The 23605-nt window shown below is 48.9% G+C and carries 20 protein-coding genes; 8 read left to right on the top strand and 12 right to left on the bottom strand.

All coding sequences use genetic code 11. The features are described 5' to 3' along the window. Nucleotides 1-42: 42 nt before the first annotated feature. From IE181_RS09725 to IE181_RS09715, 3 genes are all read right to left on the bottom strand, one after another. Nucleotides 43-705 (bottom strand): thioredoxin domain-containing protein, encoded by a 663-nt coding sequence (locus IE181_RS09725; RefSeq protein WP_229819508.1) that lies wholly within the window; start codon nt 703-705, stop codon nt 43-45. Between the two features lie 300 nt (nt 706-1005). Continuing rightward, a complete protein-coding gene (locus IE181_RS09720) occupies nt 1006-1680 on the bottom strand; it encodes a thioredoxin domain-containing protein (protein ID WP_229819505.1) in 675 nt (224 codons plus the stop codon). Nucleotides 1681-1789: 109 nt separating this feature from the next. Further along, nucleotides 1790-2293: a DUF721 domain-containing protein gene (locus IE181_RS09715; protein ID WP_191252403.1), complete on the bottom strand. Its 504-nt coding sequence runs from the start codon at nt 2291-2293 to the stop codon at nt 1790-1792. 79 nt (nt 2294-2372) lie between these two features. Between IE181_RS09715 and mutY the strand changes: the two genes are divergently transcribed. Next, nucleotides 2373-3407, top strand: coding sequence for an A/G-specific adenine glycosylase (gene mutY, locus IE181_RS09710; protein WP_191252402.1), 1035 nt, complete (start codon nt 2373-2375; stop codon nt 3405-3407). A gap of 27 nt (nt 3408-3434) precedes the next feature. Here mutY and IE181_RS09705 read toward each other — a convergent pair whose 3' ends face one another. Together IE181_RS09705 and IE181_RS09700 are read right to left on the bottom strand one after the other, a co-directional pair. Beyond that, nucleotides 3435-4745, bottom strand: coding sequence for a M20/M25/M40 family metallo-hydrolase (locus tag IE181_RS09705; RefSeq protein ID WP_191252401.1), 1311 nt, complete (start codon nt 4743-4745; stop codon nt 3435-3437). 117 nt (nt 4746-4862) lie between these two features. Next, the gene (locus IE181_RS09700) at nt 4863-5048 is read right to left on the bottom strand and encodes a hypothetical protein (RefSeq protein WP_191252400.1); all 186 of its coding nucleotides are present in this window, start codon (nt 5046-5048) and stop codon (nt 4863-4865) included. A gap of 287 nt (nt 5049-5335) precedes the next feature. Here IE181_RS09700 and IE181_RS09695 point away from each other — a divergent pair, with 287 nt between their 5' ends. Continuing rightward, nucleotides 5336-6529, top strand: a complete 1194-nt coding sequence (locus tag IE181_RS09695; RefSeq protein WP_229819308.1) for an MFS transporter — start codon at nt 5336-5338, stop codon at nt 6527-6529. Between the two features lie 395 nt (nt 6530-6924). Beyond that, a complete protein-coding gene (locus IE181_RS09690) occupies nt 6925-7638 on the top strand; it encodes a methyltransferase family protein (RefSeq protein WP_191252397.1) in 714 nt (237 codons plus the stop codon). A gap of 274 nt (nt 7639-7912) precedes the next feature. Here IE181_RS09690 and IE181_RS09685 read toward each other — a convergent pair whose 3' ends face one another. After that, a complete protein-coding gene (locus IE181_RS09685) occupies nt 7913-9043 on the bottom strand; it encodes a site-specific DNA-methyltransferase (RefSeq protein WP_191252395.1) in 1131 nt (376 codons plus the stop codon). 112 nt (nt 9044-9155) lie between these two features. Then, nucleotides 9156-9797, bottom strand: coding sequence for a ribonuclease HII (rnhB, locus tag IE181_RS09680; RefSeq protein WP_373308374.1), 642 nt, complete (start codon nt 9795-9797; stop codon nt 9156-9158). Between the two features lie 825 nt (nt 9798-10622). Here rnhB and IE181_RS09675 point away from each other — a divergent pair. The 4 genes from IE181_RS09675 to IE181_RS09660 all read left to right on the top strand — a co-directional run bounded on the left by IE181_RS09675 (nt 10623) and on the right by IE181_RS09660 (nt 16628). After that, entirely contained in the window at nt 10623-13853 is a 3231-nt protein-coding gene (locus IE181_RS09675; RefSeq protein ID WP_191252393.1) for an amidohydrolase family protein, read from the top strand. A gap of 186 nt (nt 13854-14039) precedes the next feature. Continuing rightward, entirely contained in the window at nt 14040-14822 is a 783-nt protein-coding gene (locus IE181_RS09670; protein ID WP_191252391.1) for a helix-turn-helix transcriptional regulator, read from the top strand. Nucleotides 14823-14904: 82 nt separating this feature from the next. Then, complete coding sequence (locus IE181_RS09665; RefSeq protein WP_191252389.1) at nt 14905-15531, top strand: acyl-homoserine-lactone synthase; 627 nt, start codon at nt 14905-14907, stop codon at nt 15529-15531. Between the two features lie 56 nt (nt 15532-15587). Further along, nucleotides 15588-16628 carry a phytanoyl-CoA dioxygenase family protein gene (locus IE181_RS09660; protein ID WP_191252387.1) on the top strand — a complete coding sequence of 347 codons (1041 nt, stop codon included), beginning with the start codon at nt 15588-15590 and terminating at the stop codon, nt 16626-16628. A gap of 69 nt (nt 16629-16697) precedes the next feature. On the opposite strand, the gene clpA is transcribed toward IE181_RS09660, so the two are convergent. The 5 genes from clpA to IE181_RS09635 all read right to left on the bottom strand — a co-directional run bounded on the left by clpA (nt 16698) and on the right by IE181_RS09635 (nt 22494). After that, on the bottom strand, nt 16698-19112 hold the full coding sequence (gene clpA, locus IE181_RS09655) for an ATP-dependent Clp protease ATP-binding subunit ClpA (protein WP_191252385.1): 2415 nt from the start codon (nt 19110-19112) through the stop codon (nt 16698-16700). 67 nt (nt 19113-19179) lie between these two features. Next, entirely contained in the window at nt 19180-19521 is a 342-nt protein-coding gene (gene clpS / locus IE181_RS09650; protein ID WP_191252383.1) for an ATP-dependent Clp protease adapter ClpS, read from the bottom strand. A gap of 94 nt (nt 19522-19615) precedes the next feature. Then, a complete protein-coding gene (gene pgmG / locus IE181_RS09645) occupies nt 19616-20995 on the bottom strand; it encodes a phosphoglucomutase/phosphomannomutase PgmG (protein ID WP_191252380.1) in 1380 nt (459 codons plus the stop codon). Nucleotides 20996-21155: 160 nt separating this feature from the next. Then, nucleotides 21156-21614 carry a J domain-containing protein gene (locus IE181_RS09640; protein ID WP_191252378.1) on the bottom strand — a complete coding sequence of 153 codons (459 nt, stop codon included), beginning with the start codon at nt 21612-21614 and terminating at the stop codon, nt 21156-21158. A gap of 4 nt (nt 21615-21618) precedes the next feature. Further along, nucleotides 21619-22494 carry a division plane positioning ATPase MipZ gene (locus tag IE181_RS09635; protein ID WP_229819304.1) on the bottom strand — a complete coding sequence of 292 codons (876 nt, stop codon included), beginning with the start codon at nt 22492-22494 and terminating at the stop codon, nt 21619-21621. A 168-nt stretch (nt 22495-22662) separates the two neighbouring features. Between IE181_RS09635 and IE181_RS09630 the strand changes: the two genes are divergently transcribed. After that, the gene (locus tag IE181_RS09630) at nt 22663-23595 is read left to right on the top strand and encodes a glucosaminidase domain-containing protein (RefSeq protein WP_191252376.1); all 933 of its coding nucleotides are present in this window, start codon (nt 22663-22665) and stop codon (nt 23593-23595) included. Nucleotides 23596-23605 lie beyond the last annotated feature (10 nt).

The following is a 23605-nucleotide window of genomic DNA, read 5'->3' as shown; positions in this document are numbered from 1 at the left end:
GGCACCCCTGCCGCAGGCCAGCTTACTGACCTGCAGTATAACTTAAAGCGTGTCGTCGATCAGCTTGGATAGTGGCTCCAGTCTGTAATCGTCAACTTTGGCACCATTTACAATCAGTGTTGGTGTTGCGGTAACATTATAGACCTCAGTGCCGTGACGGGACTGTTCAACAATCTCTTTGTGCATTTCAGTGTTAGACAGGCACCGGTCAAACTTGGTTCTGCTAATACCAAAACGAAGTAACACAGACGCCATACCGTCCAGCGGGTTTTGGGACTGCAACCACTGGGCCTGCTTCGCGAACAAAGCTTTTAGCAGCACTTTGGTTTCTTCATCGTTTCCGCACCGTGCAACTGTTGCAGCGGCAAGGCCAATACGGTTGCCTTCCATATGGCGGTAGATAAAGCGTACCTTGCCTGTATCAATGTATTTTTCCTTGATAGTCGGGAAAATTGTATTGGCAAAAGTACCGCAGTGGCCGCAAGTCAGTGACGCATACTCAATGATTTCAATCGGAGCATCTGGGCTACCATATACAATATCCCCGTACGTCATATCCGACTGTGCAGCGGAAGGAGCTGTTGCATCCTGAGTAGCAGAGGCAGCTACAGCCTGCGCTTCTGTATTTTCTGCTGGTGCATCTTCTGCTTCCGAGCATGCTGTTACAAAAAGTGCAATTCCGGCCAACATTGCCATTTTTTTCATCACTGAATTTCCCTTGTGTCTCATTAATTGTAACTTACGAACTGTAATTTTTAGCCAAGAATGATTTTCAATACGAGTCTTTTCTAATCACAACGGTCGAGAGTTTCCCGCCAGTCTTTTTTCCGCATGGAAACCTGCTCCCCCAAGTTCCATGAGAGCCGTCTGCAGATCGCGGGATACGGTTAGAGATCAGGTATTAGTAACTGACTTTATTGGCGACAAATTACTGAGCACTTGCTGCTTAGTCCTGCATCGTAGACTTCATTCTCCCAGCTACTGGCCAACATGCAAGCATCCAGATTAAAGTGCATCCTCTATCATCTTGGAAAGTGGCTCCAGTCTGTAATCGTCAGCTTTGGCGCCATTTACAATCAACGTTGGTATTGCCGTAACATTGTAAGCATCGGTACCGTGACGAGACTGCTCAACAATCTCTTTGTGCATCTCAGTATTAGACAAACACCGGTCAAATTTTGTTCTGCTAACACCGTAACGCAGCAATACAGACGCCATTCCATCTAGCGGGTTTTGGGACTGTAACCACTGGGACTGCTTGGCGAACAAGGCCTTCACTAGTGCCTTGGTTTCCTCGTCGTTACCGCAGCGAGCCACTGTGGAAGCGGCAAGGCCAACACGGTTTCCTTCCATATGGCGGTAGATAAAGCGCACCTTGCCCGTATCAATATATTTTTCCTTGATAGTCGGGAAAATAGTATTGGCAAAAGTTCCGCAGTGGACACATGTTAGCGACGCATATTCAATGATCTCAACTGGCGCATCGGGGCTGCCATAAACAATATCCCCATACGTCATATCCGACTGTTGTGCAGCGGAAGCCGGTGCATCCGGCGCAGCAGAAGTAGCCATAGCCTTTACTTCAGGCTGCACTTCTGAATTTTCTACTGATGCTTCTTCTGCTTCCGAGCATGCCGTTACAAAAAGCGCAATTCCTGCCAACACTGCTATTTTCTTCATCACTGAAACTTTCTTTGTGTGCCAATACTCCCTACAGACAGAATAAATTTATTAGCGAAAACTATTTATCAATACTAGTTTTTTCTAATCAGCTCCGAAGTCTCCCCCCCTAATCTTTTTTGCGGGTATAGACTTGCTCGCCCAATTTCATTAGCGCTGACTTCAAGTCACTGTCATGCCCAGCAGAGAGAAGCTCGTTCAATTGCCGTCTGTCTTCGTCGGTTACAGGCCGCTGGGCATGCGCCTGCGTCCTTCGCTGATGAGGAAGTGGTCCCTGTACAACCCGTAACTTAGAGACTGCCCCATAGCCAAAATACTGATTTACCAGATCAATAATATGGCCATGTCGGTGCTGCAGAAGCGGTGCAAACGCAGACTCGCAACGCACCTCCAACGTGCCATCCGTGCGGGTACCTCGTGCAAACCTTAAAGAGACAGGCAACGTCACCATAGACAACTCATGCCCGACAATATCCCGCCACCGTGTGACGACTTCGGTCTGAACAAACCCTTTGGAACGAATGGCACGGTCCATCAATGGCCGCATGACATCAACTGCCTTCACCGCCTTCCATCGCCGCTTGGATGTCTTTTTCTTTTGGTCCTTGACCATTTCACTTGTTCCTTACTTCACTCCTTGCTACCCCAAGGGAACAACCCTGACAAGTCAGCAAATAGGAATTTGAAAGCACGTGAACAGCTATGGTGAAAATCTGCTTGCATGGTATGACCAACATCAGCGCACGCTGCCATGGCGCTCCCCGCCCGGCGCAGCTCCTGATCCGTATCACGTTTGGCTTTCAGAGATCATGTTACAGCAGACAACTGTTGCAACTGTTAAAGGCTATTTTGATAAATTCCTTAGAATGTGGCCAACTGTTGATGCGATGGCGGCATCCAGACAGGAAGATATTTTAGACGCATGGGCTGGGCTGGGCTATTACGCACGTGCCAGAAATCTGCATAAATGCGCGCAGGAAGTGGTCCAAAACCATCAGGGCCAATTCCCAAGAACCGCTGCAGACCTAAAAACACTTCCAGGCATTGGCGATTATACGTCTGCTGCTATTGCAGCAATTGCATTCGGGGAGCCCGTCGGCGTGGTCGACAGCAATGTCGAGCGTATCGTCAGCCGCCTTTTCAGGATTTCCACACCACTACCCAAGGCAAAAAAACTGATACAGGAAAAGACAGATCAGATTACACCGTTTGACAGGCCGGGCGATTTTGCGCAAGCGATGATGGATCTGGGGTCCAGTCTGTGCAGCCCCAAAAACCCTGATTGCAATATCTGCCCTTTCTGTAGCTTGTGCCAGGCACAAACCCGCGGGGACATGGAAACTTTTCCTGTTAAACCACCAAAGAAAACCAAACCCACCAGACTGATAATTGCCTTTGCTCCGATGCATGAGGGATCAATCCTCCTGGAAAGGCGGCCTGACAGTGGCCTCTTAGGAGGCATGCCCGGCCTGTTTTCCACGCCTTGGGTCGAACAGGATACACACCCTAAGGACTATCCTGCGTACGCACCCTGCCCCGGCGACTGGACCGAACTGAACGGCGAAAGCAAACACACGTTCACCCATTTTCACCTGATCACCAGGCTGGTCTCTGCAGAGGTCCCAAAACGAAGCAATGTGGAAAATGGATTCTGGATAAAAAAAGCCGAGCTACAGACGCTCGGCTTTCCAACTGTTTTCAAAAAGATGCTGGAGCTGCTTCCCTGAAAATATTGGGAAGTATGATGCATCTCCTTATTCCGCAATACCTGCGATAGACACCAGGGTCAGAAGACCTGCTTCAATCGCCTGATGGCCGTCGACATTCTGCCACCATTCGTCCGGTGAATGAGCACGCCCACCAATACCGCCACGGCTGATAGTGATAGCAGGGATACCCTTGGAAATAGGAATATTACTGTCGGTTGAAGAGCTGCTTATTTTCGCAGTGTGCCCCATGGTGCGCAAAGCAGCCTGCATCGCGTGCAACAGATCAGAATCAATATCCCCTTTACCGGCTGGACGTTTGCCGACTTTTTCCATTTTTAGTGTTAGCTCAGGACCAGCAAGGCGTGCAGCGTTCTCTTCAGCCAGTGCTTTTTGAACAGCAGTCTGTAGAACAGCATCAATGTCATCCAGCTTGCTCTGATTGCCGGACCGCATATCGACTTCTGCCCAGGACGTAAACGGGATCGAATTAATAGAAGTACCACCGCCCATACGGCCAATATTATAGCTGGTTTTATCACCAGTTGACGTTACAGACGGCGCGTTGGCAACAAACTCCGCAATCGCACGACCCATTGCGTGGTGCGGATTAGCCATACCAAACGCTCCCCAGCTATGACCGCCGGGACCTTCGAAAATAATACGGTATCTATGGGAGCCGATTGCACCGTACACAACGCGTTCGATATCACCACCATCAATGGCGATGAAGGCGTCAATTTTACGTGCACCATCACGGAACAAATGCTTCACGCCGCGCAGATCACCCAGCCCCTCTTCACCAACAGAACCAACAAAAAGCAAATTTGCCTTTGTGCGGATATCCGCATGATTGATAGCCTTCAAAATCATATTCAGAACGACAAGACCACGGGTATCATCGCCAATACCTGGCGCATACATTTTATCACCCTCAAAACGTACAGTAACGTCAGTACCTTCCGGGAAGACTGTATCAAGGTGGGCATCAATCAGGATTGTCCGTGCACCCACTGTGCCCTTGCGCTCTGCGATAACATTGCCAACTTCATCGATCATGACACTGTCTGCACCGGCTGCTTTTAGCATTTCAGCAAACCGTTTGCCGCGCTTTTCTTCTTTGAAAGGCGGTGCTGGAATTTCCGTCAGTTCAATCAGGTCCGCCTGGGTCTGCGGCTCTTCTGCCATGATAAAATCAAAAGCTTTTTGAACTTTCGGATTTGCTTTGAGCGCTGCAATTGCAGCATCAGCGGCAGCAGCCTTCTCTGTGCTTTGTGGCTCAGACGCTGATACAGCACCCGAAAAAGCAGTTGCAGCGAGGGCCATGCTTGCCCCTAAATACAGTGATTTAATCAACATTTTCGTCCTCTATAATAATTATCGGACGCAAGTGTACTGGTCAGGTTGAGCCGGTCAAACCTTTTAAGCGTGTAATATTTCTGGATTATGGTTGTTTATGCAGGGGCTATAGTAAGATCATACCTGCTTGTGTGAGCGGAAAACGGATTGAACGATCCGCAACATCAAAACTACATTGTTATCAAGGTCAATCAGTTCAGAATGATTTTCCACCAATCCTGCCACCGCTGCAATGGCTGTGGCATTTCCGCGCTCTGCCAACCCAACAATCTGGTCTATAGAAAGTCCATGATAACTCATCACTAGCAACTCCGGTTACGGACACACGCCCCCAAGTCAATCACTCACCGGATTCTGCCAAAAGATTGTTAAGGAATTTGAAAAAACTAGATTGAAAATTATTCAAAATGTGCGGCTATCTTTAAGTCCGAGTGCTAACTCTTTGACCTTTTTATATTTTCTCATGCCCCACCAAAAGATATTTATTTGTATTTTTTTACACTCCTTGTAGTATTCGCCCGCAACCAAGCTACACTATCTGGTACCCGAAGCCTCCCTTTAGCTTTTTGGCGTTATTTGAGTATTACACCGTGAATGATACAAGCCCATTAAAATCCCCCGCAGCATGTCTGATCCTGATGGCAGCCGCCGCACCATTTTGTTTTGCAATCTGGAATGCCCTGTTGAACAATTTTGCCATTGAAGCTGCTGCATTTGGCGGACGCGAAATTGGCATCCTTCATTCCGTTCGTGAAATACCCGGCTTTTTGGCCTTTACGGCAATTTTTCTTTTATTGATGATACGTGAACAGGCATTTGCACTGCTTGCTTTGTTGATACTGGGAACGGGCGTGGCTGTGACGGGTTTCTTTCCTTCCGAGTACGACCTGTACATCACCACCCTGATGATGAGCATTGGCTTCCACTATTTTGAAACCATTCAAATGTCTTTATCCCTGCAGTGGCTGCCGAAAGGTGAAGCCCCAAAACAGCTTGGCAGACAGCTATCTGCCAAGTCCTTCGCCTCTATTCTGGCATTCGGCCTGTTGTGGTTACTTCTGGAAACTCTTCAGATTGACTATAAATGGCTCTTTCTACTGGGTGGCGGTGTGACCGTTGCCCTTACCCTGTTCATATGGGCATGGTTTCCCAGAATTGACGGCCATACGCCCCAGCGTAAATCACTAATCCTCAGAAAAAGATATTGGTTATTTTACGCCCTTACGTTCATGGGCGGCGCAAGACGACAGATTTTTGTCGTCTTTGCGGGATTTCTGCTGGTGCAAAAATTCGGCTTTTCTGCCGCTGAAGTCGCTGGCCTCTATCTGGCAAATCATATTGTCACCACATGGGCTGCACCAAAATTAGGCGCCTTAATCATTCGTTTCGGGGAACGGGCAACCCTGATTACAGAGTATATTGGATTAATTGTGGTTTTCACTGCCTATGCAGTTGTTCAGGACCCGGTGGTCGCGGCTATTCTCTATGTCGTAGATCATCTGTTTTTCTCCTTCGCCATCGCCCAGAAAAGCTATTTGCAAAAAATTGCCGACCCGGAAGATATCGCAGCAACATCAAGTGTCAGTTTCTCGATCAACCATATAGCTGCCGTCGTAATCCCTGCAACGTTTGGGACATACCTCTGGTCTCAGGACCCTGCCTATGTCTTTTATGCTGGCGCTATCATGGCCGCAGTATCCCTATTGTTATCCTTCAATGTCCCGCGCAAACCATCCGAAGGGAATGAAGTTGTATACGGAAGGGTTGTGCCAATACAGGCATAAGCTCGACGCTTGTTACTGGTCGTAGCCCATGGTAAACTTCGCCCGCTGTTTGCTGTGTCAACATAAGGGCAGACAGTGTTATCTGGTTTCGCCTGCTTTCAGTGTTTGGCGCGGGCAGCAGACAGCTTTTAGACATTCTTACTGTACGTCCATAGCGGTTTGCAGAACCACTTTTGCTGTTCCTGTTGCGTATTCTGCCGTGTGACCAGCTACACACCTCTATATGTTCCCAGTCCCAGTTGTCTTGTGTTTGGTGGCCACAGCCATATCTGCATGCCTGTCAGACAAAGCAGGTTCTGCATACTCAGTGAACAGCCAACAAACGGGAGAGAATGATGCCTATTGTAAGCCTGTTATTCAGCTTGGTTACGTACGTCATATTTCTAGGAGTGTTTGTGTATCTGGTTTTATTCATCGGCGGTAGCTTTTTAGCCGAATGGATACCGCTCCTATCACAGCTTAAAACCATCGATAGCGGGGGGCATTCTCTGGCATTCAGTAGCCTGAATCCCGCGATCAGTAATATTCTTTTGCTCGTCACCTTTGGACTTCAACATAGTATTATGGCCAGACCCGGCTTTAAGGAAAAACTAACCAAGTTTATACCTGCATCCTCAGAACGGAGCATCTTCGTGCTGATCACATGCCTCCTCCTGATATGGTTGTATGTTGCATGGCAGCCTATGCCGCACGTTATCTGGGATGCTGAAAACCTGGCGCTGAAACTTGGCCTTACGGCCTTGTTCCTCATGGGGGCTGGAATTGTTCTTTGGTCTACCTTCATGATAAACCACTGGGAACTTTTTGGATTATCTCAAGCTATTCGCGCTTATCGCGGCCTCCCCGCTGCCCCTGCAAAGCTGGTGGAACCTGCCTTGTATAAAGTTTCACGGCATCCACTTTATTTAGGGATACTACTTGTGATGTGGGCCACACCCTTTATGACAACGGGACACTTAATCCTAAGCGCAGTCTGGACCGCCTATTTATTCATCGGAATTGGGTATGAGGAACGGGATCTTCTTGCCCACTTTGGCGACGCATACCGGGATTATATGAAGCGGGTGCCACAATTGTTACCATTTGGCATCCGGCGCGATGGTCACTAATGGCAGCATATGCCAAGCATGACGCTAATCGCTAAACCTGTACGCTTTACTGTCTGAGGATATCAAACCCTAGACACATAAACGAAAACGGGTGTTCCCAAGGGCAATCGGGAACACCCAACGGAGGAGGTATAACGGGCATGCTACACCTCAACAGTCTTATAATTCTGGATATAACGAGGCCCCCGGCCCCGTTACATCAACCACACGATAAGATACCAGCCATAGTGTCCTAACGTGCCTGCGTTCAAGCCCGTCTGTGGGCTTTCATAGATCAGTGCATTTCTGCTCTGATTTCCTGACGAAACACATCAATTGGAAGCAGTTCGCCTTTCTTCTCTACATGCCAGAATGTCCAGCCGTTGCACGCTGGCTGACCCTGTACACGTGCACCCACCTGATGGATTGACCCTTTCACCTCTTCGGCAATTAGGGTGCCATCAGTACGCACGCGTGCTGCATAACGCTTGTTGCTGTCATACAAAGTCTCACCTGGCGTAATCATACCGCGCTCTACAAGATTACCGAACGGCACACGAGGTTGTGCTTTTTTACTAAGCGTATAACCCAGTGCTTCATCATCCAGCTTCTTGACCGCTGTAATCCGTTCCTGTGCTACCTTGATGTAATCTGTTTCGCGCTCAATGCCGACAAAGTTACGGCCAAGCTTCTTGGCAACAGCGCCCGTGGTGCCCGTACCAAAGAAAGGATCAAGAATAACATCGCCAGGCTTAGTTGATGCCATAAGCACCCGGTACAGAAGGGCTTCAGGCTTTTGCGTAGCATGTGCCTTCTTGTCACCGACTTTCAAACGCTCTTTGCCTGCACATATTGGCAGAACCCAATCTGACCGCATTTGCGTGTCATCATTCATCGCCTTCATGGCATCATAGTTGAACGTATAACCACTTTTATCCGCAGATTTACCGGCCCAGATCAGTGTTTCATGGGCATTGGTGAAACGAGTTCCCCGAAAGTTAGGCATCGGATTGGATTTACGCCAGATGATGTCATTCAAAATCCAGTAATCCAGATTTTGCAGGGCATTCCCTACGCGGAAAATATTGTGATAGCTACCGATAACCCAAATCGAGCCAGTGTCTTTCAGCACCCGGCGCGCAGCGGTCAACCATTCGTATGTGAAATGATCATACGCACCAAAGCTGGAGAATTGATCCCATGCATCATGCACACCGTCCACTTTGGAATTATCAGGACGTGTCAAAGTATCTTTCAACTGCATGTTATAGGGCGGATCCGCGAAAATTACGTCTACTGACTTTTCCGGCAGACTGTTCATCACCTCAATGCAATCACCCTGCACAATTTTATTCAAAGGCAGTTTGATCGTGCCCGCCTTTGCGGTCTTTGGTGCCGCCTTTTTAACCTTATCAGAATTAGCCATCTTATATCTCCATCCCGAAGCCGCCGCACTTGTTTTGGATGCGGTCATTCCTTCATCTTGGAGTCAAGATGATTCGAATCAATGATTCTGTCAAGCGATTCTTTTATATGAATCAATACTTTGCAGGGTTTTCTTTAGAAATTAAATCTCGAATCGGGGCAAAAGATTTGCGGTGAAAATGGGTGATTCCTACAAGCTTTAGTGCTGCCATATGCTTGGGCACACCATATCCTGCGTTTGCCTCGAAACCATATTCCGGATACTTTTCGCCAATTTTTTTCATCAAAGAATCTCGAAAAACTTTTGCGACAATAGAGGCCGCTGCAACCGATAAGGAGCGACTATCCCCCTTAACGAGAGTTTCTGCATAGATATCAAGACCGGGATTTTGATTGCCGTCAACAAGCGCGGCAGACGGCTTAATAGCTAATCCATCTACTGCACGGCGCATCGCCAATAAGGACGCTTGCAGGATATTCAGGCTATCTATTTCCTCAACAGATGCCTCTGCGACACTTACAGCCAGGGCTGTTTGATGAATTTGATCATAAAGCTGCTCGCGCCGCTTAGCCGTTAACTTCTTACTATCATTCAGCCCAGCAGGAATATTTTCATGATCAAGAATAACTGCAGCCGCGACCACCGGACCAGCCAACGGCCCACGCCCTACTTCGTCTACGCCGCATACAAAACCGCCCATGTCTGCCTGTAATCTTGCCTCGGCACTGAAGTCAGGGCCATTTTTTAATTCTATTGATGCATTTGAAAACAAGTCCGCAGTCACTTCTACTCTACTCCCCTTAGACGCTGATGTATGCCGGCTTGATACAATGCCCTCATGCCATTTTGGTCTTAATACAGTTCTGGGCTTTCTTATCGTTCTGGGCTTTCATACCATTCTGGGGAGACTAGCACATTCTTTGCCCCATAAAAAAGGCACTCGAAAAATCGAGTGCCGAGTGCTTGGTTTGGAAAGAAACGCAGAGCTCTCTCAAACTCTGTTTACTCAGTACAAAAACTAGTAAGTATTAAATAAATAAGGGTGGCCGGGCTATTGGATCGCTCAAAAGGGGGCTAGGGTAAGAGATTACAGATCCACCAGCACCGGCCAAAGACTGTCGTGTGCGCTATTCAGGGTATTCGGGGGTATTAATCGTACACGACAATTCAAAAACTGATCAGGCCGCTATACGGAACCGCTGAAAGCGTTCTTTTCGGCGCCCCAAGCGCCTGCTACGGCTTGACTTACTGCCTAGATCGGCAGACTTCGTAGACTTAACTTCGTGCAGAAATGACGTAAACATTGTTGTATCCTCGCTAAATGTCGATGGCTGGCTTTGCCAGTCCTTTTAAATTGCTGTCATCGTAACCAGTGCAAATCCTCTGACGTGATTGCTTCCTTGCTACACCCTTAACTTATGCATTTCGGGCAATCATTTCAATAGCACCCACCTTGTCTGCAGAACGCTTTATCGCAAATTGACCGCTGATCCCTTTGTATTTTGCTGATTTGCTGCTTGAGCACTGCCTAAAGTGTCCCTACACTCGCCGCAAAATGTTCAAAATAGAGGGATAGTACATGAGGAACACCACCAGAAAACACGTCAAACAGGTATTACATTTATTAGCCACAACCAGCATTGGTGCAGCCGCTATGTTCGCTGCAAATCACACTGCCGTTGCTGCTGATTCAAGCTGGGATGTGTCTAATCCGCCAGTCTCAGTTGAAGGCACTGAGGTTGCCATCAATACCAGTACCGGCACTTGGATGAGCCTAGATGTAAGCCCTGACGGCAAATGGATTGCGTTTGATATGCTTGGCGACATCTATAAATTGCCTATGAATGGCGGCAAAGCCGAGAACATCACACAAGGTGTGTCGTGGGATATGCAGCCACGCTTCAGCCCTGACGGCAAAACTCTCGCTTTCACCTCTGATCGCGCCGGCGGCAATAATATCTGGACCCTGGACCTTGAGACAGGCACCTATAAACAAGTAACGAAGGAAACATTCCGCCTGTTGAATAACCCGACCTGGTCGCCAGACGGTAACTTCATTGCCGCACGCAAGCATTTTACCACAACACGGTCCAACGGCACCGGCGAGATCTGGATGTACCATAAAGACGGCGGCAAGGGCTTACAGGTTATCAAACGCCCTAACGAGCAGTATCAGAAAGAACTGGGCGAACCTATGTTCACGCCAGACGGCAACAGTCTGTATTTTGTTCAAAACGTCACTCCGGGTAATACCTTTATCTATGCAGAGGATTCAAACACTGAACTGTATCAGATCAAATCCGTTGATCTGGCAGATGGTTCAGTTAGCGTTGTCGCTGGCGGCCCTGGTGGTGCAGTTCGTCCAACACCTTCTCCGGACGGCAAGTATCTTGCCTACGTAAAACGTGTTCGCGCGAAATCCCGTCTGTTCCTGAAAGATCTGGAAACCGGTAGTGAAAATATGATCCATGATGATATGGACCGCGACTTCCAGGAAGGTTGGGCAGTTCAAGGGGTATACCCAAACATGGACTGGACACCGGACAGTGAAAATATCGTATTCTGGTCACGGGGTAAAATCTGGAAAATAAGCGCCAAATCGCGCCAGGTAACCAATATCCCCTTCTCTGTTGAAGATACCCGAACAGTTTATGCGCCACCTCGCCCAAAGGTTGACGTTGCACCTGATACATTTGATACAAAAATTCCGCGTTTCGCCACACCGTCCCCAAGCGGTGACGCTATTGTGTATGAAACATTAGGCAAGCTGTATGTAAAACGAGGCGATGACACACCGGTGCGCCTGACCCGTGACAGTGGCGATCATTTCGAACTGTTCCCGACATGGTCACCAGACGGCAAATATGTCTATTTCACCACGTGGGATGATGTTGAGCTTGGTACTATTCGCCGTGTAAGTGCCAAGGGCGGTAAATCAAAGCAGCTAAACAAGGACAAGGGACACTATGCTGACTTGTCCTTGTCCAGTGACGGCGACACCCTTTTGTACAGAAAACGCAAGGGCGGTGGTTTCTTAAACCCTGATCACGGCCTGAACCCGGGCATCTACACTATGCCAGCATCGGGTGGCACCCCTGTTTTCATAACGGCAGACGGTACAAACCCAGCCTTTATGAAAAATGGCCGTATATCCATTTTCCAGGGTGGCTACAGCGGTAGCAAGCTTTACAGTGTATCCCCAGAAGGCCATGACAAACGGGAAATTGCCTCCACAGGCCTCGGCACTGATATCAAGCTCTCACCAGACGGCAAACACATTGCCTGGGTAGAGAATTACCAGGTTTATGTATCACCCTATGCCGCGACAGGTAAAAGTCAGGCACTGACACCATCCGGTTCTGCCCTGCCCCTTCGCAGACTAAGCAAAAATGGTGGCCTGTATATGGGCTGGAACAAGGACGGCACCGCCGTTCACTGGTCTATTGGCCCTGATTTCAAATCAGTAGCCATAAAGGAGGCCTTTGCAGACGGCTTCACTGCCCCTGATAGCGGTATCAATCTTTCAGTGAAAGCGAAACACGACAAACCATCAGGTATCACAGCACTGACCGGTGTTCGTATTGTAACCATGAATGGTGCGCTTGATGTGATTGAAGATGGTGTGATCATCATCGATGGCAACCGGATCAAGGCTGTTGGCCCAACCAGTCAGACAGCAATTCCAAACGGTGCCAAAATCGTTCGCCTTGAAGGCAAAACCATCATTCCTGGGTTGATTGATATCCACGCCCATGGCGGTTATGGTACCGGTGAAATCGTGCCGCAGCAAAACTGGAACCAGCAGGCACATCTGGCACTGGGTGTTACAACAACACATAACCCGTCCAGCCGTGCCAAACTGGTATTCCCCGCGGCAGAATATGCCAAGTCAGGGCTGACCCTGACACCGCGTATTTTCTCGACAGCAGAGATTATATACGGTGCACGGTCTGCGCTCTATGCACCGGTGAATGATATTGATGAAGCCTTAACCCATGTGCGCCGTCTGAAAGCACAAGGCGCCATCAGTGTGAAAAACTACAACCAGCCACGCCGGAATCAGCGCCAACAGATTGTTGAGGCAGCACGCCGGGAGAATATGATTGTCGTTGCAGAAGGCAGTGCCCTCTACCACCTTGGCATGTCCCATGTGATCGACGGCAATACCGGTGTGGAGCACACACTGCCCAACACGCACATCTATGATGACATTCTGCAGTTATGGCCACAGACACAGGTCGGCTTCACGCCTACTCTTGCGGTCGCATTTGGCGGACTACCCGCAGAAAACTATTGGTACCAACATACTGATGTCTGGAAGCACCCAATCCTGTCACAGTTTGTGCCACCAACCGTTCTGCAGTCGCGCTCTGTACGTCGCCCAATGGCACCGGAAGAAGATTATGTAGATAATCTGAACGCCGCTTTTGCCAAAGACCTGATGCGCAAAGGTGTAATGGTGAATATTGGTGCCCACGGCCAGCGTGAAGGCTTGGCCGCACATTGGGAGATGTGGAGTTTTGCCCGCGGCGGCATGACACCAATGGAAGCCCTGAAAACAGCGACCATCAATCCCGCACTGTATTTTGGTATGGAAGCGGATCTGGGATCTGTAGAAGCCGGCAAGCTGGCAGATCTGGTTATCCTGAACGTCAATCCACTGGATGACATTTACCAAACAGATAAAGTCTCCCATGTGATGCTGAATGGACGCCTGTATGATCCGAAAACACTGAATGAAGTGGAAACAGGGTCCTACAAAAACAAGCCCTACTATTGGCACGGCAAGCCTGAAAGCGAAATCCGCTAAGACAAAATCATCGCATAATAAAACCACTGGAAGCCCCGCCTATACGGCGGGGTTTTCATTTATTCGCCCCACACCATTCAACCCATTTGAGAAATATAAATCCATATCCGTGATAAATACTTGAACAAGAACAGTCTGCGAACTAGGTTAATTAATGGGGGTCCACTGAGTGAAAGACATGGATATATGAACAGGTTACAAGCTGGTCAGCCCCATATGATGATGACATCGAAGAAACTAGAATATTTCGAGAATGCTTCCAGCTTTATCGCTGAATGTAAGACAATTTCAAGTTCAGCCGAATTAGTCGCGACCTTTCACAAACATATTTCCGAACTGGGCTTCTGTCATTTCACCTGCACGTCTTTTTGTTCTGATAGCGATACGCCGCATAATGCAGTCCGTCTTGCCGAATACCCAAGTGAATGGATTGAACATTATATTCAGCAGTCCTACAAAAAGCATGACCGCATTCTGAGTGTTGCCAGAAACAGGATTATACCATTTTCCTGGGATGACCCGGTTGTCATGCACGGCATGACCGACCTGCAGGAGCAAATTTTTCAGGAAGCCCGGGAAACCGGCATTATCCACGGTGTAACTGTGCCCGTGTATGCGGACGGGTTTATCCCGGCCACCATCAATATCGTCGGGCCGAACAGAGACGTGGACCCAGATGTACAGCACGCCCTGCATTTAATGAGCATCTATCTCTATGACACAGCTGTCAAACTACGGAAACAGGAACCAGAAACCCTAACAGACCGGGTCATAGAATTGACAGACCGCGAACGGGAATGCCTGCAATGGGTGGCAGAAGGTAAATCAGAATCGGTTATCGCGGAATTGATGAATATCTCCCAAAGCACCGTCCATTTTCACGTAGAAAATACAAAACGCAAATACGGCGTAGCCACCAGGGTACAAGCCGTTGTTCGTGCCTTTCTCGATAATCAGCTACTTTTATAAATACGTCTACCTATCTAACTAGCTAGGTAGGCAATATCCCACATTTCAGCTTTAGTTAGGGCCTTCAACAACGGAGGCACCCATGATTGTTATCATCAATAGATTAAATCGCGACGATTACACCGACCTGCTAGATCAAATGTATCGCCAACGTTACGATATTTTTATCAAGCGGTTCGGGTGGGACCTGCCGAATGATGGCGTATTGGAAATCGATGAATATGATACCGATGATGCCGTTTATATTCTCTCCGTCGATGACGAGATGAATATCAAAGCATCCATGCGCCTGTGCCCGACAATGAAACCACACCTGATGGCCGACAAGTTTGCACACTTGTGCTTCAAAGGCGTACCAACAGGTCCATCCATTATGGAGGTAACGCGGTTTTATTCGCTAGACCACTATAAGCGGGATGACCTGCCACAGCATTTCACTGGCGAGCTGCGCGCAGCTATGCTGGAGTATGCTCTGTCCGAAGGCTTAACCCAGCTAACGTGCATCGCAAACCTGACCATTATACCGAACATGCTGAAAACCGGCTATGACCTAACACCCTTAGGGTTACCCATTTTGAAAAAGAATGAGTGCATCATGGCTTATGCCATAAATGTCACCCATGCGTCTTATATCGAAGTTTGTGAAAACAACGATATAGACGGCCCACTGCTGCCTGTGTCCAAACCTGGGGAACGGACCGCAGCATAACCACCACTGAGCCACCGAAAAAGTGGCCATTTCGTATCATTACCGGAGAAAGAGTTATGTACACACAGTCCCTTTCCCCTGTCGCCGCACCCCTGCTCGGGTCGAAGACGGCTGATACAAACCTACCGGGCACATGCCCGCATAAAACTGCGCAACCAGCGCAACTGGAAAGACCACCCCCTAATGGGGGGTGGTCCGAGGGACAGAAAGATACCGGATATCCAACCCCGGAAATCAGGGCGATTACCGAACAATTAAACACACATGGCTACACTGTTATAAATGAAGCCATCGCAGCGGATATGGTATCCCTGCTCCAGGCTGAGCTTCGCCCCTACTATTCGGCTTATCCGACTGGGAAAGGTGCATTTTACGGCAATAAAACCGTCCGTTTTGGTGGGCTATTCTCAAAATCAAAAACAAGCAGGGATCTTGCTTGTCATCCAGTGATTGTGGATTTGATGAAAGCTGTTCTGTCACCACTATGCGATACCATTCAAATCAACTTAACACAGGCAATCGCTGTGCTCCCGGGTGAACGGGCACAAATCCCACACAGGGATGACGACATGTTTCCTTTTTCCCATGAAGGGCAGCAAGTTATGGTCAATTGCATGTGGCCGCTAACACAGTTCACCGAAGAAAATGGCGGCACACGCATATGGCCACAGACACATTCACAGAATACCCCCCTTGGTGACAAGGACATTTCTTCCTACATCACCCCAACGCTTGCGCCGGGTGATTTGTTAATATGGCTAGGGTCTACAATGCACGCAGGTGGTGCAAACCTTACTAACACCCCGCGTGAAGGCATCGTCATCAGCTACAGCCTGGGCTGGCTGCGACAAGCGGAAAATCAGTATCTGGCAAACCCGCCGCATATAGCGGCCACCTATCCAGAAATGCTGCAACAACTGATTGGATATCACATGCACCGACCAAACCTTGGCTGGGTTGACGGACAAGATCCAGCCGAGTTGTTGAATGCAGGGCGTAAAAACTCTTATTCACCGTCACAGGATTATCTTCTGCCCGCATCCGAACAACGCATTGATGCCTTTTATGCCAAACATCACACGTATAGCGGCCATTAACTGGTGGTAGGCACGCTGCCTGCACCCCGCGTAGAAAACATAGTGCATTCCCGTCGGAGTACGACCCCGCTATTTCACCGGCACGGGCTCTGTCGTCTTACGCTTGGCAACACTCTTGCCTTTTTTAGTGCCAGCTTTTTTACCTTTTCCGCCGCTCGTTTTCTTACCGCCAGGTTTGTCAGTTGCACCTGGACCAGCAGACGGGACGATTTCAAAGGACAGTGCGCCATCATCAAGATGGACGACAACCTCACCACCTTTTTGCAGACGCCCAAACAGCAGTTCATCAGCAAGTGGCGTCTTGATACTATCTTGTATGACACGGGCCAGCGGACGTGCACCGTAAAGCTTATCATAGCCCTTTTCTGCCAGCCATGCCTTCGCGGCAGGATCAAGAGAGATTTCCACATTGCGGTCCGCCAATTGAAGTTCCAGTGACAGAACAAATTTTTCAACAACCTTGGAAACCACCTCAGGCGGCAAATAATCAAACGGTACGACCTTATCAAGGCGATTTCTAAACTCTGGGCTGAAAGTATTCTTGATTGCCTCATCACCAGCACCAGAATCGGTTTCCCGTCCAAATCCAATTGCGGATTTCGCTAGATCACTTGCTCCGGCATTGGTTGTCATGATCAGAATGACATTACGGAAATCTATCTTCTTACCATTATGGTCAGTCAAAGACCCATTATCCATAACCTGTAACAGGATATTAAACAGATCAGGGTGTGCCTTCTCAATTTCGTCCAGCAACAAAACAGCATGCGGATGCTGGTCCACTGCATCGGTAAGCAGCCCGCCTTGATCAAAACCTACATAGCCAGGAGGTGCACCAATCAACCGCGATACTGAATGCCGTTCCATATATTCAGACATATCAAACCGGTGCAATTCAACGCCTAGCAGACCGGCCAACTGACGGGCAACTTCGGTTTTACCGACACCCGTTGGCCCACTAAACAGATAGGAACCAATCGGCTTGTTCGGCTCCCGTAGGCCTGCACGTGATAATTTTATAGATGCGGACAATGCCTCTATCGCCTGATCCTGACCAAAGACAACCCGCTTCAAATCCTCTTCCAGCGTTTGCATAACCCGGCTTTCATCAAGGGTAACAGTTTTCGGTGGGATGCGGGCAATCTTTGCAACGACTGCTTCAACATCCTTAACGCTGATAGTCTTTTTCCGTTTGCTGGGCGGCAACAACATCTGTGCTGCACCCGTTTCATCAATCACATCAATTGCCTTGTCCGGCAGTTTACGGTCAGAAATATAACGATCAGACAGTTCAACCGCCGTTTTAATGGCATCCGCCGTGTAGCGCACGTTATGATGGTCTTCGAAATATGGCTTCAAGCCCTGCAAAATTTTGATGGTATCAGGCACAGAAGGCTCAGTTACATCAATTTTCTGGAATCTGCGTAGCAGCGCCCGGTCTTTCTCAAAATGACTGCGGAATTCTTTGTAAGTCGTTGACCCCATGCAGCGAATTGACCCATTCGCCAAGGATGGCTTCAGAAGGTTTGATGCATCCATCGAGCCGCCGGATGTGGCCCCTGCACCGATTACCGTATGAATTTCGTCAATAAACAGAACCGCACCTTCAATCTGCTCCAATTCCTTGACCACAGATTTCAATCGTTCTTCAAAGTCACCACGGTAGCGGGTCCCTGCAAGCAAAGCCCCCATATCCAGCGCATATATAGTCGCATCCAGCAAAACGTCTGGAACCGCTTTCTCAGTAATTCTGCGTGCCAAACCCTCAGCAATCGCAGTTTTACCCACACCAGGGTCTCCGACCAGAAGCGGGTTATTTTTAGAACGGCGACATAAGATCTGGATTGCGCGCTCAAGCTCGCTCTCCCGTCCAATAAGGGGATCAATTTTACCGTCCAGCGCGCGCTGATTTAAATTGATGCAGTAAGCAGCAAGCGCACCACCGTCTTTACCGGGAGTTGCTTCAGCTGCATCATGTTCGTCATCATCCGCATCTTCATCATCAACGCCGCGGACCGGACGGTTGTCTGACATATTAGGTGCCTTCGCAATCCCGTGCGATATATAGCTAACGGCATCAAGGCGGGTCATATCCTGACTTTGTAGGAAATATACTGCGTGGCTTTCACGCTCAGAAAACAGAGCAACCAACAGATTTGCACCCGTCATCTCTTCCCGACCGGAAGACTGCACATGAAGCAAGGCACGCTGAACAACCCGCTGGAATCCAGCCGTTGGGGTGGCCTCCATGCCGTCACCTTCTTCAAGCTTCAGCGTGTTTAATTCTTCGTCAAGATAGGATTCCAACTGCTGCCGCAGTTCATCAATATCGACATCACAAGCCACCAATACGGCACCAGCTTCCGGATCATCCAAGAGTGACAACAAAAGATGTTCGAGCGTTGCATACTCATGATGACGGACATTGGCTTCATGCAATGCGCGGTGCAGCGTTGCTTCCAGATGTGATGAGAAACTTGGCACTCTTGGTATTCCTTATTATTTCTACTTTTTGATAAGACGCTTCAGGGGCAGTATCCCCTTCGACTATCTATTCTTTTTCCATCGTACACTGTAATGGATGTTCGTGTTGCTTGGCGAAAGCCATTACCTGTGCGACTTTGGTTTCTGCGACTTCAAAAGTGTATATACCGCATACACCCACACCGCGTTGATGAACATGAAGCATGACCTCGGTCGCCTGCTCCATCGTCATCCGAAAATATCGCTGCAATATATGCACAACGAATTCCATCGGCGTATAATCGTCATTTAGTAACAAGACTTTATACATCGAAGGTTTTTTGGTTTTGGCTTCGGGGCGGGTCAGAACGCCTGTCCCTGCACCGCCACCTGTTCCATTATCCTTTTTGTCCTTGTCTTTATCGGACATGACACCTCCGCAAAAACATCATACATTTTATAATGTAACGCATAAATTTATGACTAAAAGGGTAACAGACCATTTTTTCTGAATATTTTTTCAGTTAAAGGCCCTCTGGCGGTGTAATACCTGACGCTTTCAGCGCCCCGACCAAAGCCTGTTTCAAGCGGCTCAGCCCAGCATCACTGGATGCTTCACAGCGTGCCACTAGTACTGCTTGCGTGTTGGATGCACGCAGTAACCACCAGCCATCATCGGTTTTCACACGCACACCGTCAACCGTTGACATATCAGCGCCTGCGGCCTCCAAGCGCGCTTTCACCTCATCAATGACGACAAACTTACGCTCTTCCTCACAATCAAAACGCAGTTCAGGTGTATTGATCGCAGCTGGCAAATCATCCTTCAGTGCTGCTAAATCTCCGCCCTGCCTGGCGATTGCATTGATAAAACGAACGCTGGCATACATGGCGTCATCATGGCCGTAAAATTTGTGCTTGAAGAAAATATGGCCCGACATTTCCCCGGCCAAAGGGGCTTCCATCTCTACCATCTTGGCTTTAATCAGAGAATGTCCAGTTTTCCACATCACACCCTTGCCGCCCAGCGCATCAATACGGTCAAACAGAACCTGACTTGCCTTCACATCCGCGATAATCGCTGCGCCTGGCACTTCCTGTAACAGGTCAGCCCCAAGGATGGCAAGCATTTGATCACCCCACACAACTCTGCCCTGCCCGTCAACTGCGCCGACACGGTCACCGTCTCCATCAAATGCCAGACCAAAATCACAGCCTTCCGCACGGACTATGTCTTTCAGTTGCTCCAGATTTTCTTCAACTGTCGGGTCCGCATGATGGTTCGGGAATGTACCGTCGACTTCTTCATTGATAACAATATGTTCGCCGGGCAACCGTTTCACCAGCGCAGAAACCGCTGGTCCTGCTGATCCGTTAGCGGGATCCCAAGCAATCTTGAAACTTCCAACTTCAAAATCACGAGCCAGACGGTCGATATAGCGGTCAAAGATATCCTCTTCTGACCGGGTGCCTTCCCCTGTTTCAAAGTCGCCTTTCGCAGCGGTTGCACCCAGCGCCTGAATGGCAGCACCGAAACACGGCTTCTTACCAATCATCATTTTAAAGCCGTTATAGTTTGGCGGATTATGCGACCCTGTCACCATTACGCCACCATCTGTATCCAGTTCAAATACTGCGTAGTAGAGCATAGGCGTTGCCCCCATACCAACACAGACCACATCTACGCCTGTGCTCGTAATCCCGGCCATCAACGCATCAGACATTGCCGGGGACGACACGCGGCCATCATACCCGACTGCAACCCGACTGCCGCCAGCGCGCTTGATATGGGTCCCGTACGCACGTCCCAGTGCCGCCGCATCCTCCACAGACAAGGTTTCGTCAACAATACCGCGTACATCATACTCACGGAGAACACTGGAGTGAAAATTGTGGGCAGTCATAAAAATCCCTCAAAAATTATGGTAAACAATTCTATGTACCCTGTCAGGATGACAAGGTAGGGTCAACGCTAAATAGCTAAAAAATCAGACATGTCTTGATAGAAAGACCAAAGACACTTTACGGAACGTCCCACAACAGGACACGGGTGCTCAGGTAGGACTATTTATCCAGGAGAATTCGCCGGGCTTCATTCAATTTGCCCGCCATCCAGTCTGATCCACCCTTGTCTGGATGGTTAAGCGAGATCAGGCGCTTGTATGCTTTTTCTATTTCTTCTTGTGAGGCACCGGGTTTCAAGCCAAGAATTTCAAACGCTTCATTATAGGTCATGCTACTATTGGTGGGGCCACTGCTGGTCTGGCCAGACCCATGCTGGCCGCGCTTCCCGCCACTCTCTTTGCGCTGACTTAGCATTCGCCATAGCGCAAATCCCGCTGGCACAACGGCAATTATTCCCTTGCCTGCTGCCAGAAACACAGCCGCCAGCAACCCACAAATCAGCAAAATTGCCCAGAAAAAGGCCCGTTTGGCGCTCTCAAGCTCGGCATTGGCCCACCACTGCAGAAACAGCAGCAACAGCCCAGCCAAAATCAACCCAAACAGCAAGTATCCGATCATCGGTCTATACTTCCTGCTCGCTCAGGAAAGGCAGATTAAGACCATCCATCAAGGCCCGCAATTCCTGACGGGCCGCTACGTGTGACATGGTCATACCGCGCCCATCAAGACCACCAGAGTCCTTCAGGTCCATCAAGGTAAGTCCCTTCAGGAACAATTCCCTATATATAACACGTTCGCCCAAGCCGGGAATATGACGAATGCCAATGCGTTTGGACAGCTCGTTCAGAACCTTCTCAACCCTGCCCTTGTTCTTCGCATGCAAACTACCCACACGGTTCCGCAGGATCACCCAGTCAATATGGCCACCATCCGCAACCGACCGGCGTTGCCGTGCCTTCCATACCATTTCCGCATAAAGGCTGGGGCCGATCATTTTGTGGGTATCCGCGTCGACGCGAGCCAGTAGGTCCAGATCAACAAAACTGTCATTGACCGGTGTCACCAAAGTGTCCGCCGCCGTATGCGCCAGGCGGGACAGATAAGTATCACTACCGGGGCAGTCAACAACCATCACATCAACATGGTCCATCAGATCAACATAAGTAGCCTCAAAGCGCGCTTTTTCATCAGCCTCAGCGTCATCAGCGCTGCGAAGCTCTGATTTCGGCACAACTTTTTCTAGCGGCATGGGTAGATCAATACCTTTTGACGTAGCAAAAGCACGGCGGTTTTCAATGTAGCGCGTCAATGACTTCTGTCTGGCGTCAAGGTCAATTGTGCCTACACGGTATCCAGACCGAAGAAGAGACACAACAATATGCATGGCTGTTGTGGATTTTCCGCAACCACCCTTTTCGTTTCCAAGAACGATCAAATAGGGACGATCAAGCTTCACTGATTTTGTGTCCTGATTTGTTTCCTGCGCCTCATCTGGCACTCTTTTTCTCCAAACTTTTGCCACAAATAAAGATAGGATGTCGACTATCTATGCATGGTCCCTTATAGGGACTGCGCCAAGACAATTGTCAATAGACGGATTGTGAATTTTCGGTACACTTTCTTTGTCTGATGTATTTGTGCTGTGACCTTATATGAGGAAACGTCTTTGAAAGAAGTCTTAATTAACTCGCTCAAAGCGCTGATTCTAATAGCGATATTTGCAGTTATGCCCTTTGTGGGAGCGCGTTACCAACTTACGCAGTCGCGCACCGCTGTGCTCGAATCAAACGCACCAAATTATCTCTCTCATGCTGATCCAAAAGACCTGGACCGGCTTTCGATGCAGCGTTTATCACGTGTTCTCGACACAAAGTTTCATAGTGTGGATTCTGTACCACGCATTTTTGTATCCGACATACCTTCAGAGCTGACTGAAATCGACCATATCCCTGAAAAGAAAAGACTTTTCACTAGTGTCGTGCTGCCCTTAATTTTGCGGGCGAATGAGATAATTCTCGCTGAACGTGATATTCTTGAAAATTTTCAGACACGTATCCAAAATGGCGGCCATCTAACGAAGAGTGAGCTGAAGTGGGTCTACACACGCGCAGCCCGGTACCGAGTAAACATCAACAAGGCACCAACAGTGAAGGATATAGACCGCCTCCTGTATCATATTGATGTTATCCCACCGTCACTTGCGCTTTCGCAGGCAGCGATGGAAAGCGGCTGGGGAACAGCACGTTTCACACAAGAAGGCAACGCCCTGTTTGGGCAGTGGACATGGGACGGCACAGGTATGGTGCCTGAACGGCGGGAAGACGGCAAAGTACATACCATCAAAATTTATGATTATCCGCTCGATAGCGTAATCAGTTACATGACCAACCTAAACCGTCATAAAAATTATGAAACTTTGCGCCAACGCCGCCAGGAAATTCGGCAAAGAGGGCAAATTCTCCGCGGCGAAGCACTTGCCCCCGGATTGGCCGCCTATTCGGAACTAGGCGTGGATTATGTACATGAACTTGTGTCCCTGATTAATTATAATGGCTTTGCTGTGCTGGACAGAGCACAGCTTGTGCAAGCTGACACCTAGAAAGAATCAA

The sequence above is a fragment of the Kordiimonas sediminis genome (genome assembly GCF_014656395.1).
In the GTDB taxonomy this organism is placed as follows: Bacteria; Pseudomonadota; Alphaproteobacteria; order Sphingomonadales; family Kordiimonadaceae; genus Kordiimonas_A; species Kordiimonas_A sediminis.
The sequence above is the reverse complement of the archived record's forward strand: the minus strand, read 5'-3'. Positions and strand labels throughout refer to the sequence as shown.